We start from the raw sequence: 14272 nt of genomic DNA, 5'->3' as shown, positions 1-14272 counted from the left end.
CCCGGATCGAGCGCGTCGACGCCCCCCGGATCGTCACGCGCCGACCATAGCGCTCGCGTCGCGGAGGGAGAAGACGATCAGCAGAGCTGTGAGGCCCCGTGGAGGCGCGGCGACCAGGACCGGGACGTGGTCCGGAAACAGGTCGTACAACCTGATCACGAAAAAGCCGTTCGGCGGCGGAGCGGTTCCCCTGTACACGGGCCGGGCGCGGGCGGACACTGAATGCGACCGCGCGGGGAAACGTCGGCGTCGGGTGTGCCCGCCCGGGCCGGAGCGCGGTCAGGGCCGTCGACCGATCCCCCCTCCTCGGTCGACGGCCGTCCCCGCCGTCGGTCAGCGTGTCTGCGAGGGCGGGCAGAAGGCACTGGAGAAGAGCCCGACGAGGGTCTCGGCAGTGCTTTCTGCGCCGTCTGTGCGCCCCGACGGGTTGTAGGAGAGGGTCAGCCGCCGTCCGCTGTCCGTGGACATGGCGTACGTGGTGTAGCCGAGCAGCTCACCGCTGTGCCCGACGAGCGTGACGCCGCACGGGAGCGCGAACTCCTGGAGGCCGAGCCCGTACCGGAACCCCTGGCCGGTCTCGACCGTGTCGCGCATCGCGGCGAGGGCGGCCGGGCCGATGAGCTCGCCGCCGAGCAGCGCGGCCAGGAAGCGGTTGAGATCGCTCGTCGTCGAGATCATCTCGCCCGCAGCCCAGTCGAGCGAGGGGTTCATCCCGGTGGCGTCGACCTCGATCCCGTCGACCGCCGTGACGGCGCGCACGTGCGGTTCGGGGAGGTGGGGATCCGATCCCGGGACGGTCGTGTGGCTCAGCCGGAGCGGTCGCAGGATCCGGTCGGCGATCGCGGTGCCGTAGGGCCGGCCCGTGAGCCGTTCGACGAGCAGCCCGGCGAGGACGTAGTTGGTGTTCGAGTAGTGCCAGCCCTGTCCCGGCGGGAAGTAGGGCGGCGTCGCGAACGCCGCGTCCAGCAGCTCCTGGGGCTGATAGGTGCGGAAGCGGGCCTCGCCCCGCCAGCGGTTGGTGGACCGGTCGCGCTCGTGGGCGTAGTCGTAGATGCCGCTGGTGTGGTCGAGGACCTGCCTGACGGTGATGCCGTCACCGCCGGGCACCAGGCCGGGCAGGTGCCGCGCGATCGGGTCGTCCAGGGCGAGCCGACCCTCGTCCACCAGTTGCAGGACCACGGTGGCCACGAACGTCTTCGTCACGCTGCCGATCCGGAACCGGCTGGATGCGCTGGCCGGGACGGTCGAGGAGGGCTCCTGCGGCCCCGCGCTCGCCGACCACTCGTGCTCCCCCTCCTCGATCCGCAGCAGAGCCGCTGACGCCGCTCGCGTCTCGACCAGGCGGTCGAGCCCGGCCTGCAGCGCAGAACGGGGGAAGGGATCGGGGGCCGGGAGGGCGCACGCGGCCGTGGCGGCGGTGACCACCAGCGCAACGAGGACGGATGTCGATCTCACTGGAGCGACGCTAGGAACGAGGGACGTGCGCGCCCATGGGGTGTTCGGCGTCAGCCGTTGTGGTTCTCCGCAGTCCAGGGCGGTGGGGGGCCCGAGGCTCGGGGCAGGTCGTGCAGGGCGGCAAGGGCCATGCGGCGCAGGAGCGCCGCGGCCTCCGAGGTGCGGCCGGCGTGCGGCGTGGAGTTCAGCAGCCCGAACGCGCCGTGGGCCGCGGTGCGCGCGGCGTCCACCGGGAGGCCGGGGTGCGCCCGGCGCAGCGCCTGCACCCAGATCTCGACGTACGTGCGCTGCAGGCGGCGGACCTTCTGCCGCTCGGCCGCGGGCAGGTTCGCGAGGTCGCGGTCCTGCACGACGATGAGCTCCGGCTCGCGCCGCGCGAAGTCGGCCTGGAACTCGACGAGGGAGGCGAGCAGCTCGTGCGGGTCGGTCGTGGCCGCGGCGAGCGCCTGCCCGCCGGCGAGCAGGTGCTCGCTGATCCCGACGAGCATCTCCGCGAGCAGGGCCTCCTTGCCCGGGAAGTGCCGGTAGAGGGCGGGGCCGCTGACGCCGACGGCGGCACCGAGGTCGGCGATGCTCACGCCGTGGAAACCGCGCCGGGCGAACAGCTGTGCGGCCACCGCGAGGATCTGCTCGCGCCTGCTCCCGGCAGGAGGTGCGGCAGGGGTGGCCATCGGCGCAGCCTAGCCGCCGGTTAACGTCCGCTAACAGCGCTGGAGGCCGTTGGTCGCGTTCAGCGCGCCCACAGGCTCGCTCGCCTACCCTGTTGTGATGCCCCGGCCGCTGGGATGGCTGCGCGCGCGCATGGGCGTGCGCGCGGTGTCGGCGCTGTCCGCGGCCGTCGTGGTCGCGCTCGCGTTGCTGGTCGCGGGTGCGGCGCTGCTGTTGCTGCTGCAGCAGTCGTTGCGCGCGTCCGTGGAGGCGGAAGCCGTGCAGCAGGCCGGGCTGATCACCACCAGGCTCGACCAGAACTGGCAGGGCTCGGCCAACGAGAACGCCCGCGAGGCGCTGAGCGCCCTCACCCGGGAGTCCGAAGACCTCGCGCAGGTGATCGTCGAGTACGGCGACACGCCGCAGCGCACCCTCGAGGCGGGCACGGACCCGCTGGGTGGCTACCGGGACGGCGCTCCCCCGATCTCCGACATCCGGCCCGACGACGGCGAGACCGTCGTCCGGACCGACGTTCCCGTCCGCAAGGTCGACGGCAGCGTGGTGGACGCCGTGCTCGTGGCGACCGCAGGTCAGTCGGCCGGCAACGACGTGGTCGTGCTGTACGCGGCGCCGCTCACCGCCGTCGACCACACGACCGGCACGCTGCTGTTCTACCTGCTCTTCGGCGTCCCGCTGCTCATCGTCGTCGCGGGCCTCACCACCTACCTGTTCTCCGGGCGCGCGCTGCGTCCGGTGGAGGCGATCCGCGCGCAGGTCGCGGAGATGACGGAGAAGGACCTGGGGCAGCGCGTGCCGGTGCCGCCCTCGCGCGACGAGGTGGGCCGGCTCGCCGAGACGATGAACGGCATGATCGCCCGGCTCGAGGACGCGCAGGGGGTGCAGCGGCGGTTCGTGGCCGACGCGAGCCACGAGCTGCGCAGCCCGCTCGCCACGATCGCCACGGGTCTCGAGCTCATGCAGAGCGGCACGGTCGACCGGAGCACGATCACCGCGCTGCGGGGCGAGACCACGCGGCTCAACAAGCTGGTCGAGGCGCTGATCCTGCTCGCTCGCGCCGACGAGCGCGGGCTGCAGCCCCGCCGCGAGGAGGTGGACCTCGACGAGGTCGCCGAGGGCGAGCGCGGCCGGCCCGCCGACGGGAAGGTGGTCGCCGAGGTGCGCACCGTCCCGGTGCGCGTGGTGGGTGACCGCGGCCAGTTGGCCCGGGTCGTCCGCAACCTGGTCGACAACGCGCGCCGCCACGCCCGCTCCCACGTTCTCGTCACCGTGGGGCAGCACGACGGCAAGGCGGTCCTCGAGGTCTCCGACGACGGTCCGGGCGTGCCGCCCGCCGACCGCGGCCGGGTCTTCGAGCGGTTCGTCCGCCTCGACGACGCCCGCGCGCGTTCCGACGGCGGCTCCGGGCTCGGGCTGGCGATCGTCGCCGAGGTCGTGGCCGCCCACGGAGGCAGCGTCGAGGTCACCGATGCGCCGAGCGGCGGAGCGCTGTTCCGGGTGCGGTTGCCGGTGGCTGCCGCCCCGGAGTCGGAGTCGGAGCCGGGGCCGGAGCCGGACGAGGCGCCCGTCCCGGTGGCGGCGCCGTCCCCCCGCCCCGCAGCCTCCACCGGGCCGGCCCGCGCATCGCAGCCCGCGCCTGTGGGGCCCGCCGCGACATCGGGCCCTGCTGCCGGCGCGGCCCCTGCCGGGGAACCGGCGCCCGCCGCCAAGCCGGCTGCCCCGGTGGCCGCAGGCTCTGCGGAGAAGCCGTCGCCCGCCCGGAAGCCGGCTCCCGCCCCGCCGGCCGGCGCGCGGAAGCCGGTACCCGCCGAGAACCAGGCACCTTCCGGGACGCCGCTCCGCCCCGCGTCACAGCGGGGCATGGCACCGCAGGGCAGGCCGTCACGGGGCACGCCGCAGCAGGGCACGCCGCCACGGGGGACACCCCCGCGGGGCACGCCGACACCGGGCACGCCGCCGCAGGGAGTTCCGGCTCGTCGCGACTCCGCCGGTGCCGCCCCTGCTCCGCCCGCCCGCCCCGCGTCGCCTCGCCCCGTCACCCGGTGGTCTGCACCCCCGTGGTCCGCATCCCCCCGGCAGGCATCCCCGTTGTTCGCGTCGCCGCGGCCCGGCAACGGCCGCCCGGCTGCCGACCGCGGGTCCGCGCAGCCCGCGAACGGCCGCTCGGCCGCCGAGCCCGCGAACGCGGAAGGCGGCTCGCGGGCCGAGACCGCATCCGCGGGCGGCCGGTCGGAGCCCGTGCCGTCGGAGAGCGATCGAGCGTCGGTGGAGCGGGCGAACGGACACGTTCCGCCCGCCGAGGCCGGCACCGGCCCCGTACCGCAGCCACGGGACAGGGTTCAGCGCCCGGTCCGCGACGACGAGGCCCGCCGTGATCCGGCCACCGCGCCGTACGGCGTCCCGGCCGTTCCGCCCGGGGAGCGCACGCCCGATCCCGCCCGGCGCGACGTCCCGGAGCGTCGTCGTCAGCCCGGTTCGGCCATCCGGTAGCCGACCCCGCGCAGCGTCTCGATGCTGGCGGTGCCGAACGGAGCGTCGATCTTGCGGCGCAGGTAGCCGACGTAGACCTCGACGACGTTGACCTCGCCCTCGTAGTGGGCGTCCCAGACCGCGCGCAGGATGTCGGTCTTCGTGACGACCTCGCCCGCGTGCCGCATGAGGTGCTCGAGCACGCCGAACTCGCGGGGCGTCAGCGTGATCTCGACGTCGCCGCGGTGCACGCGGTGTCGGGCCGGGTCGAGCCTGAGGTCGCCGACGGTCAGCACGGTGGGGCGGGCTTCGCCCGCGCGCCGCAGCAAGGCCCGCAGGCGGGCGAGCAGCACGACGAACGAGAACGGCTTGACCAGGTAGTCGTCGGCGCCCAGGTCGAACGCGTCGGCCTCGTCGTACTCGCCGTCCTTGGCGGTGAGCATGAGCACCGGCGTCCACACCTCGGCGGCGCGCAGGCGCTGCAGGATCCGGTAGCCGGACAGGCCCGGGAGCATGATGTCGAGCACCACGACGTCGTGCTCGCCGGTGCCGGCCGCGGCGAGGCCGGAGATCCCGTCGTGGACGACCTGCACCGAGTGCCCCTCGGCGGCGAGCCCGCGCCGCACCATCTCCGCGAGCGGAACCTCGTCCTCGACCAGCAGTACGCGCACCCCCGAACCGTAGCGGCCCACCCGGGCGAGCAGCGCGCCCGGAGCCCGGCCCTATGATCATCAAGGCATCAGCCGATCAGGTGAACCCGGGGGAAACATGGGCTGGGACGAGATCCGCGAGCTGCACGTCGAGTTCCTCGCGGAGCAGGGGTTCCGACCGAAGGTGGATGACGAGGGCGACATCCACTTCCGGTACGAGGGCCGCCACCACTTCATCATGGAGTCGCAGGACGACCAGTACTTCCACCTGCTGTTCCCGAACTTCTTCCCGCTCGCCACCGAGACCGAGGTCGAGGAGGCGGCACTCGCGGCGTCGGCGGCGTCGCGCGCCACGAAGGTCGCGAAGGTGTACCTCAACCCGGCGCAGGACAACGTGAGCGCGTCCGTCGAGCTGCTCGTGGGTGAGCCGGCCGACGTCCACGCCCACTTCCTGCGCTGCCTGGGCATCATCGGCACGGCCACCGGCAAGTTCCTCGAGGAGATGAGCAGCCGGCTCGCCGCCGCCACACCGGCCGCCGGCTAGGCCCGACCCGAGCCGGCCCGTGCTCAGCCGCGGGCCGGTTCCTCGGGGTCGAGCAGGCGCCGGACGGACCGCTCGACCAGCACGGGCAGGTAGTCGCGGACGGTCGCCGAGTCGAGCTGCCTGCGCTGCTGCGCGATGTGCTGCAGCACCACCTCGGCGTCCGCACCGCCCGCGGGGGCGAAGTCACGGCAGAGCCGGCTGGTCACGTCCTCCCACTGCATGGCCATGCGCTCTTCCCACGCCTTGGCGAGGACGTCGTCATCGGTCTCCGGCGCGTCGCCGGCGGGCCCTGCGGCGGGCGCCTCGTCGCCGGGCTCGCGCTGGGCCACCCGGGCCATCAGACCGGGCGCGCCGGGGAGCACGGGGCGCGCCGAGCGTGGATCGACGCCCGGGGCGTTGTCCACGAGCGGCACCCGGGACTGCAGGTTCTGGTCGATCTTGCGGTGCACGTGCTTGAGGTTCTCGTCGGTCCGGGACGGCCCGGGCTGCGTCCAGCGGGACGAGGGGGTCGGTAGCCCGGGCTCGGATCCGGTCGGCGAGGTCACGGGTGCGGTCCTCCGGTCGGTGGGCGGCGCGGCGGTCGCCGCTGCTGGCGATGATCAAGCCCGTTGGAGGTTATCGGATACGGATCGGGGGACCTCACCCGAACGGGGGCTGTGGCGCAGTCGGTTAATGAACGTTAACATCGCGACCGTCCTGACGGAGGAGGTCCGATGTCGGTTGGCACGTCCGGAGCCGTGGTGCGCACGGCCGCCGACACGGGGGGCGAGGGTGCCGAGCGCAACGTGGCCGCCCACCGGGAGCTGGTCGCGGACCTGCAGGCGCGGCTCGCCACCGCCGCCCGCGGCGGATCGGAGCGCGCGCGCACGCGGCACGTCGAGCGCGGCAAGCTGTTGCCGCGCGACCGCGTGGACGCGCTCGTGGACCCGTCGAGCCCGTTCCTCGAGCTCTCCCCGCTCGCCGCGGGTGGCATGTACGGCGACGAGGCGCCGGGCGCGGGGATGATCACAGGTGTCGGCCGGGTCGCCGGGCGCGAGGTCGTGGTGGTGGCGAACGACGCCACCGTCAAGGGCGGCACCTACTACCCGATGACGGTCAAGAAGCACCTGCGCGCCCAGGAGGTGGCGCTGCACAACCGGCTGCCGTGCGTCTACCTGGTCGACTCCGGTGGCGCGTACCTCCCGGAACAGGACTCCGTGTTCCCGGACCGGGAGCACTTCGGCCGCATCTTCTACAACCAGGCGCAGATGTCGGCGCGCGGCATCCCGCAGATCGCCGCGGTGCTCGGCTCGTGCACGGCGGGTGGGGCGTACGTGCCGGCCATGAGCGACGAGGCCGTGATCGTCCGGAACCAGGGCACGATCTTCCTGGGCGGCCCACCGCTGGTGAAGGCCGCCACCGGCGAGGTCGTCACGGCGGAGGAGCTGGGCGGCGGCGACCTGCACTCACGGGTGTCGGGTGTCACCGACCACCTGGCCGAGGACGACGCGCACGCGTTGCAGATCGTCCGCTCGATCGTCGGCACCCTCGGGCCCCGCGCGCCGCGGCCCTGGGACGTCGCGCCGACCGAGGCGCCGGTCGCCGATCCGGACGAGCTCTACGCCGTGGTCCCCACCGACTCGCGCACGCCCTACGACGTGCGCGAGGTGATCGCCCGGATCGTCGACGGCTCGCGGCTGCACGAGTTCAAGGCCGAGTACGGCACCACGCTCGTCACCGGCTTCGCCCGCATCCACGGCCACCCGGTCGGCATCGTCGCGAACAACGGGATCCTGTTCTCGGAGTCGGCGCAGAAGGGTGCGCACTTCATCGAGCTGTGCGACCAGCGCGGCGTGCCGCTGGTGTTCCTGCAGAACATCTCCGGCTTCATGGTCGGGCGCGAGTACGAGGCCGGGGGGATCGCCAAGCACGGCGCGAAGATGGTCACCGCCGTCGCCACCACCCGCGTCCCCAAGCTCACGGTGATCATCGGTGGCTCGTTCGGCGCCGGGAACTACTCGATGTGCGGACGTGCGTACTCGCCCCGGTTCCTGTTCATGTGGCCGAACGCCCGGATCTCGGTGATGGGCGGCGAGCAGGCGGCCACGGTGCTCGCGACGGTGGGTTCGGGCGCCGACCCCGACGCGGTGCGTGCCCAGTACGAGTCGCAGGGCCACCCCTACTACTCCACGGCCCGCCTGTGGGACGACGGCGTGATCGACCCGAAGGACACCAGGACGGTCCTGGGCCTGGCGCTCTCGACAGCCGCGAACGCGCCGCTGGAGGCGCCGGGCTTCGGGGTCTTCCGCATGTAGCCCGATCCCCGTCGGACGAGCGGCACGTTCGTACCGCTCTATCGGACCAAAGTGCCGTTCGTACAGGGCCGTCGTCAGGAGGGTGTGTGTTCGACACCGTGCTCGTCGCCAACCGGGGCGAGATCGCCGTGCGCGTGCTGCGCACGTTGCGTCGCCTCGGCATCCGGTCCGTCGCCGTGTACTCCGATGCCGACGCCTGTGCGCCGCACGTTCGGATGGCCGACACCGCCGTGCGGATCGGGCCCGCCCCGGCCGGGCAGAGCTACCTCTCGATCCCGGCCGTGCTGGAGGCTGCGCGCGTCACCGGGGCGCAGGCGATCCACCCGGGCTACGGGTTCCTCTCGGAGAACACCGCGTTCGCGGCGGCCTGCGTGGACGCCGGGGTCGTGTTCGTCGGGCCGCCCGCGTCGGCGATCGAGGCGATGGGCGACAAGATCGCGGCCAAGGCCACGGTGGCGAAGGCCGGGGTGCCGGTGGTCCCCGGTTCCGACGGCGCGGGCCTGTCCGACGACGAGCTCGCGGACGCCGTCGCCGGGATCGGCTACCCGGTGCTGCTCAAGCCGAGCGCGGGCGGCGGCGGCAAGGGCATGCGCGAGGTGCACCGGCACGAGGACCTGGCCGAGGCGATCACGTCGGCACGACGAGAAGCCCGCGGCTCCTTCGGTGACGACACGCTGCTCGTCGAGCGCCTGGTCACCACGCCCCGGCACATCGAGATCCAGGTGCTCGCCGACGCCCACGGCACCGTCGTGCACCTCGGCGAGCGCGAGTGCAGCCTGCAGCGGCGGCACCAGAAGATCGTGGAAGAGGCCCCGTCGGCCCTGCTCACGCCCGCGCAGCGGGAGGCGATGGGCGCCGCGGCCGTCGAGGCGGCCCGCGCGGTGGGCTACACCGGGGCCGGCACCGTGGAGTTCATCGTCGGAGCCGATGACCCCGAGCGCTTCTACTTCATGGAGATGAACACCCGGCTGCAGGTGGAGCACCCGGTCACCGAGCTCGTCACCGGGATGGACCTGGTGGAGCAGCAGCTGCGGGTCGCGGCGGGCGAACCCCTGCCGATCGGTCAGCACGACGTGCGGCTGTCCGGCCACGCGGTCGAGGCGCGGGTCTACGCCGAGGACCCGGCGGCGGGGTTCCTGCCCACCGGCGGGCGCGTCCTCGCCCTGCGCGAGCCCCACGGTGCGGGGATCCGCGTCGACTCCGGGATCGGCACGGGCACCGTGGTCGGCAGCGACTACGACCCGATGCTCGCCAAGGTGATCGCCTGGGGCGAGGACCGGGCGCAGGCCCTGCGTCGCCTGGACGCCGCGCTGCGCGACACCGTGCTGCTCGGGCTCGACACCAACATCGGCTTCCTGCGCGCCCTGCTCGCCGACCCGGACGTCCGGGAGGCGCGCCTGGACACCGGCCTCGTCGGGCGCAGGCTCGCCGACTGGAGCGCCGCCGACCTCCCGGCCGACGTCCTCGTCGCGGCCGCGGCGCACGCCCTGCTGGAGCTGGAACCGAGCGGCGCCGTGGTCGACCCGTTCGACGTGCCCGGCGGGTGGCGGGTCGGTGAGCGCGCGTGGACGACGTGGCGGATGACCGCGAGCGGCCACGAGCCGGTCGGTGTGCGCATCCGCGGGCGCGCCGCCGCTGCCGAGGTCGCGGTCGGGGACACCGGGCCCGTGCCGTGCACCGCGAGCCGCGACGGCGACGCGCTGTCCGTCACGGTCGAGGGCGTCACCCGGACCTATGCCTGCGCACTCGACGGCGAGACGCTCTGGCTCGGCCGCGACGGGCGCGCGTGGGGCATCCGCGAGCAGGCCCCGCTCGACGCGGCGACGTCGGCCGAGAGCGGTGCGGGCGGCCCGGTGCTCTCGCCGATGCCGGGCACCGTCACCGCGGTCGAGGTGGCCGAGGGGCAGGCGGTCGCGGCAGGCGACCGGCTGGTCGTCGTCGAAGCCATGAAGATGGAGCACGTGCTCACCGCCCCCGTCGACGGGGTGATCCGCGACCTGCGTGCCCGGCCGGGCGGCACGGTCGCGAAGGACGCCGTGCTGCTGGTCGTCGAACCGCCGAACCCGGAGGGGAACTGATGGACCTCACACCCAGCGAGGAGCACGAGGCCCTGCGGGCCACCGTCGAGGACTTCGCCCGCAAGGAGGTGGCGCCGGTCATCGGCGAGCTCTACGAGCGCGGCGAGTTCCCGTACGCGCTGGTGGCGCGGATGGGAGCGATGGGCCTGTTCGGGCTGCCGATCGACGAGGAGCACGGCGGCATGGGCGGTGACTACTTCGCCCTCTGCCTCGCGCTGGAGGAGCTCGCCCGCGTCGACTCGTCGGTGGCGATCACCCTCGAGGCCGGCGTCTCGCTGGGCGCCATGCCGCTGCACCGCTTCGGCACCGCCGAGCAGAAACGCCGGTGGTTGCCCGAGCTCGCGGCCGGCACGAAGCTGGGCGCCTTCGGCCTCACCGAGCCCGGCGGCGGGTCCGACGCGGGCGCCACCCGCACCACGGCCCGCCTCGACGGCGACGAGTGGGTGATCAACGGCTCGAAGGCGTTCATCACCAACGCGGGCACCGACATCACCTCGATCGTCACCGTCACGGCGATCACCGGCACCCAGGACGACGGCCGCAAGGAGATCTCCGCGATCGTCGTGCCGGCCGGCACCCCGGGGTTCCGCGTCTCCCAGAAGTACTCGAAGGTCGGCTGGTCCTCCTCCGACACCCGCGAGCTGTTCTTCGACGACTGCCGCGTGCCGGCGGAGAACCTGCTCGGCGAGCGCGGCCGCGGGTACGCGCAGTTCCTGTCGATCCTCGACGAGGGGCGCGTCGCGATCGCCGCGCTGTCGGTCGGGCTCGCGCAGGGGTGCGTGGACGAGTCGGTGCGCTACGCCCGCGAGCGCGAGGCGTTCGGCGCGCCGATCGGCAGCTACCAGGCCATCCAGTTCAAGATCGCCGACATGGAGGTGCGGGCCCACACCGCCCGGCTGGCCTACTACGCGGCCGCGGCGAAGATGCTGCGTGGCGAGCCGTTCAAGAAGGAGGCGGCGATCGCCAAGCTCGTGGCGAGCAACGCGGCGATGGACAACGCCCGCGACGCCACCCAGGTCTTCGGCGGCTACGGCTTCATGAACGAGTACCCGGTGGGCCGCTTCTACCGGGACGCGAAGATCCTGGAGATCGGCGAAGGCACGAGCGAGGTCCAGAGGATGCTGATCGCGAGGCAGCTGGGCCTCTAGCCGGCCCCGGAAGGCTCCGGAAGGCTCCAGAAGTTCAGGAAAGCCACTTTCCTGTCCTGCAGGTTCATGAAAGTGGCTTTCCTGAACCTGGGGCCGGGCGGGGGCGGCGCGGGGGTGGGCGCGAGGATGGTGGGGTGAACGCCCTGTTCGCCCGGATCGTCGTACTCGTGAGCGGTGCCGCGATCCTGGTCGTCGAGACGCTGGCGACGCGGCTCGTGGCGCCGTACGTCGGGCTGACCCTCGAGTCGACCTCGGCCGTCATCGGCGTGGCGCTCGCGGGCATCGCCGCCGGTGCGTCGCTGGGCGGGCGGTGGGCCGACGTGCTGCCGCCGCGGCGGGTGGCGGCCGGTGCGCTCGCCGTGGGCGGGCTCGGGGTGCTCGCGGTCCGGCCGCTGGTGCGGGTGCTCGGGCCGGCGCTGGGTCCCGGGCCGCTGGCCGCGGTCGTTCTGGTGGCGGCGTCCACGCTGGTGTCGGTCACGGCCCTGGCGATGGTGACGCCCGCGGTCACGCGCGCCCGGATCGCGCAGGTGGAGGGCGCCGGCGCGGTGATCGGGGGGCTGTCCGCCGCGGGCACGGTCGGGTCGCTCGCCGGGGTGTTCCTCACCGGGTTCGTGCTGGTCGCGCTGCTGCCCGTGGCGGTGATCCTGCTGGTCACGGCGGCGGCGTGCCTGCTGATGGCGGCCTTCACCGCCGTCGAGCGCACGCGGAACGCGGTCGTCGGCACCGCGGTCACCGCCGCCGTGCTCGCCGCCGCGCTGGTGGCGGTGCCGGGGCGGTGCGACGTCGACACGGTCTACTACTGCGCCAGCGTGGAGACCGACCCGGCCGACCCGCACGCGCGGGTGCTCGTCCTCGACGACCTGCGCCACTCGGCGATCGACCTCGCCGATCCCACGCACCTCGAGTTCGCCTACACGCAGCGTTTCGCGGACGTGATCGACACCGCGTTCGCGCCGGGCGTGCCGCTCGACGCGGTGCACGTGGGCGGAGGCGGTTTCACGATGCCCCGCTTCCTCGCCGCCACGCGTCCCGGCTCGGCGTCCACGGTGCTGGAGGTCGATGCGGGCGTCGTCGAGCTGGGACGCCGGGAGCTGGGCGTCGCGGAGATCCCCGGGGTCGACACGCGGATCGGGGACGCGCGCAGCCTGCTCGCCGCGCTGCCGTCGGCGTCGGCGGACGTGGTGGTGGGCGACGCGTTCGGCGCCCGCTCGGTGCCCTGGCACCTGGCCACCGCCGAGTTCGCCGCGGACGTGCACCGGGTGCTGCGCCACGACGGCATCTACGTGCTGAACGTGATCGACCACGAACCCTGGGACCTGCTCGCGGCCGAGCTGGCCACGCTCGCCGCCCGGTTCCCGCACGTCGCGCTGCTGGCGCGTCCCGAGCAGCTCGCGCCCGGCGGCGGGGGGAACGCGGTCGTGGTGGCCTCGGACCTGCCCATCGACGTGGCCGCGCTCGCCGATCGGGCAGCGGCGCGCGGCGAGCCGGGCTCGGTGCGGGGCGATGAGGGAGCACGCCGATTCGCAGGCGATGCCCGGGTGCTCACCGACGACCGGGCACCGGTGGACCAGCTCATGAGCTGACCCCGGTACGGTCCGCGCAAGGGAGGTGGCGGGGTGGCGGAATGGGACGACCTCGTGGCGTTCGTGCGGGTGCGCTACGAGATCATGAGACAGGTCGGCGGCGAGCTGTGGTTCCGCCTGCCCACGCGGGAGGACCGCACGCAGATCGTGGCCGTCAGGCCGGTCACCGGCGAGGACGACCACCCGTGGGCGCAGATCACCTCACCGATCGGGCGTGCGGCCGACATCGACCTCACCCGGATGCTCGAGCTGGCCGGCGAGTGCGTGGCCGGTGGTGCCGTGGCCGTGGACGGGCTGGTGCTGTTCCGCCACTCCATCCCGCTCGGAGACACGGCGCTGGACGGCTTCGACCGTTCGTTCCGGCTCGTCGTCGAGGTGGCCGACCGGCTCGAACACGAGCTCACCGGCGCCGACGAGCACTGATCCGCCGCCCGCTCGGCCGAGGCGCCCGACGGGTCAGCCCGCTCGCCTGTCCATGTCGGCGCCGTCGAGCAGGCCGGGCCGGTCGGACACCGACTGCAGCTCGGTGATCGTCGGGTGCCCCGCGGCGAGCAGCGCCGTGTCGGTGCCCGGCTCCGGCGGGGTCGCGAGCTCCGCGGCGTGCGAGTGGAGCAGGTCGTTGTCGTCGCCCGCGATGTGGTCGACCCGAACCTGCACGGAACCGAAGCGGGCCAGCCGCGCCTCGCGCAGCTCCCGCAGCTCGGAGACGGGCACGTCGGGCACGTTGAGCGACAGGACGGTGGCGTCGGGGGAGGCCAGCAGCAGGTCGAAGACGTCGGGCAGCAGCTTCAGCGCGCTCTCCCAGTGCGGGCGCTGCGGCGTGACCGCGGGTGTGCCCAGCGAGACGGCCAGCCCGCGCCAGCCGTGCAGGGACGCCGCCAGTGCGGCGCCGATGGTGCCGGAGTGCAGCACCGAGTGCCCGAGGTTCGCGCCGATGTTGATGCCGGAGAGCACCACGTCGGGCTCGGGGTCGAGCCAGCCGCGACCGGCCGCGTGCACGATGAACGCCGGGTGGCCCTCCACGGCGAACGCGGGAACGTCGGCCAGTTCGGGCAGCTCGCGGCGGTGCAGCCGGGTGCGGCCGTCCTCCCGCACCGCGAGCACCGAACCGCCCACGCCGCTCGCGTCGACGTGCGGGGCGGCGACCACCACGTCGAACCCCGCGTCCCGGGCTGCCGACGCCAGTGCCCACAGGCCCGGCGACTCGATGCCGTCGTCGTTGGTGATCAGGGCGCGAAGACGTCGGGAAGAGGCCACAGGTCCACCGTAGGCGAGCGAGGTGGCCGTCGGACGGCGTCGCGATGACGCTCACGGGGTTCAGCATCGGCGAATCTGGTTCTAGGATGCGGGTCACGGCGTTGCCGGCCTCGACGAAGAGGAGTGGC

Annotated in this window: 12 protein-coding genes; 7 read left to right on the top strand and 5 right to left on the bottom strand. The window is 73.9% G+C overall.

Features of this window, described 5'->3' with window-relative positions:
• Positions 1 to 333: 333 nt before the first annotated feature.
• Positions 334 to 1455 (bottom strand): serine hydrolase, encoded by a 1122-nt coding sequence (locus CFP66_RS08475; RefSeq protein ID WP_198961318.1) that lies wholly within the window; start codon positions 1453 to 1455, stop codon positions 334 to 336.
• 50 nt (positions 1456 to 1505) lie between these two features.
• On the bottom strand, positions 1506 to 2126 hold the full coding sequence (locus tag CFP66_RS08470) for a TetR/AcrR family transcriptional regulator (RefSeq protein ID WP_094921969.1): 621 nt from the start codon (positions 2124 to 2126) through the stop codon (positions 1506 to 1508).
• 97 nt (positions 2127 to 2223) lie between these two features.
• Between CFP66_RS08470 and CFP66_RS08465 the strand changes: the two genes are divergently transcribed.
• Positions 2224 to 4611: an ATP-binding protein gene (locus tag CFP66_RS08465; protein WP_143517172.1), complete on the top strand. Its 2388-nt coding sequence runs from the start codon at positions 2224 to 2226 to the stop codon at positions 4609 to 4611.
• Here the strand turns inward: CFP66_RS08465 and CFP66_RS08460 are convergent.
• Positions 4587 to 5261, bottom strand: a complete 675-nt coding sequence (locus CFP66_RS08460) for a response regulator transcription factor (RefSeq protein WP_094921966.1) — start codon at positions 5259 to 5261, stop codon at positions 4587 to 4589. The genes CFP66_RS08465 and CFP66_RS08460 overlap by 25 nt on opposite strands.
• 97 nt (positions 5262 to 5358) lie before the next feature.
• On the opposite strand from CFP66_RS08460, the gene CFP66_RS08455 reads away from it, so the two are divergent.
• Positions 5359 to 5784, top strand: coding sequence for a hypothetical protein (locus CFP66_RS08455; RefSeq protein WP_094921965.1), 426 nt, complete (start codon positions 5359 to 5361; stop codon positions 5782 to 5784).
• A gap of 23 nt (positions 5785 to 5807) precedes the next feature.
• On the opposite strand, the gene CFP66_RS08450 is transcribed toward CFP66_RS08455, so the two are convergent.
• A complete protein-coding gene (locus tag CFP66_RS08450; protein WP_094921963.1) occupies positions 5808 to 6329 on the bottom strand; it encodes a three-helix bundle dimerization domain-containing protein in 522 nt (173 codons plus the stop codon).
• Between the two features lie 168 nt (positions 6330 to 6497).
• On the opposite strand from CFP66_RS08450, the gene CFP66_RS08445 reads away from it, so the two are divergent.
• The 5 genes from CFP66_RS08445 to CFP66_RS47075 all read left to right on the top strand — a co-directional run bounded on the left by CFP66_RS08445 (position 6498) and on the right by CFP66_RS47075 (position 13310).
• A complete protein-coding gene (locus tag CFP66_RS08445; protein WP_094921961.1) occupies positions 6498 to 8078 on the top strand; it encodes a carboxyl transferase domain-containing protein in 1581 nt (526 codons plus the stop codon).
• Between the two features lie 86 nt (positions 8079 to 8164).
• Positions 8165 to 10156 carry an acetyl/propionyl/methylcrotonyl-CoA carboxylase subunit alpha gene (locus CFP66_RS08440; RefSeq protein ID WP_094921960.1) on the top strand — a complete coding sequence of 664 codons (1992 nt, stop codon included), beginning with the start codon at positions 8165 to 8167 and terminating at the stop codon, positions 10154 to 10156.
• The gene (locus CFP66_RS08435) at positions 10156 to 11304 is read left to right on the top strand and encodes an acyl-CoA dehydrogenase family protein (protein ID WP_094921958.1); all 1149 of its coding nucleotides are present in this window, start codon (positions 10156 to 10158) and stop codon (positions 11302 to 11304) included. Before CFP66_RS08440 ends, CFP66_RS08435 begins: the two co-directional genes overlap by 1 nt.
• Before the next feature lie 134 nt (positions 11305 to 11438).
• Positions 11439 to 12887, top strand: coding sequence for a fused MFS/spermidine synthase (locus CFP66_RS08430; protein ID WP_094921956.1), 1449 nt, complete (start codon positions 11439 to 11441; stop codon positions 12885 to 12887).
• A 33-nt stretch (positions 12888 to 12920) separates the two neighbouring features.
• The gene (locus CFP66_RS47075; protein WP_143517171.1) at positions 12921 to 13310 is read left to right on the top strand and encodes a hypothetical protein; all 390 of its coding nucleotides are present in this window, start codon (positions 12921 to 12923) and stop codon (positions 13308 to 13310) included.
• Positions 13311 to 13343: 33 nt separating this feature from the next.
• Here the strand turns inward: CFP66_RS47075 and surE are convergent, their stop codons facing one another.
• Positions 13344 to 14144, bottom strand: coding sequence for a 5'/3'-nucleotidase SurE (gene surE, locus CFP66_RS08420; RefSeq protein ID WP_094921955.1), 801 nt, complete (start codon positions 14142 to 14144; stop codon positions 13344 to 13346).
• Positions 14145 to 14272 lie beyond the last annotated feature (128 nt).

The sequence above is a fragment of the Pseudonocardia sp. MH-G8 genome (assembly GCF_002262885.1).
GTDB lineage: Bacteria > Actinomycetota > Actinomycetes > Mycobacteriales > Pseudonocardiaceae > Pseudonocardia.
This window is presented reverse-complemented; position numbering and strand designations above follow the sequence as displayed.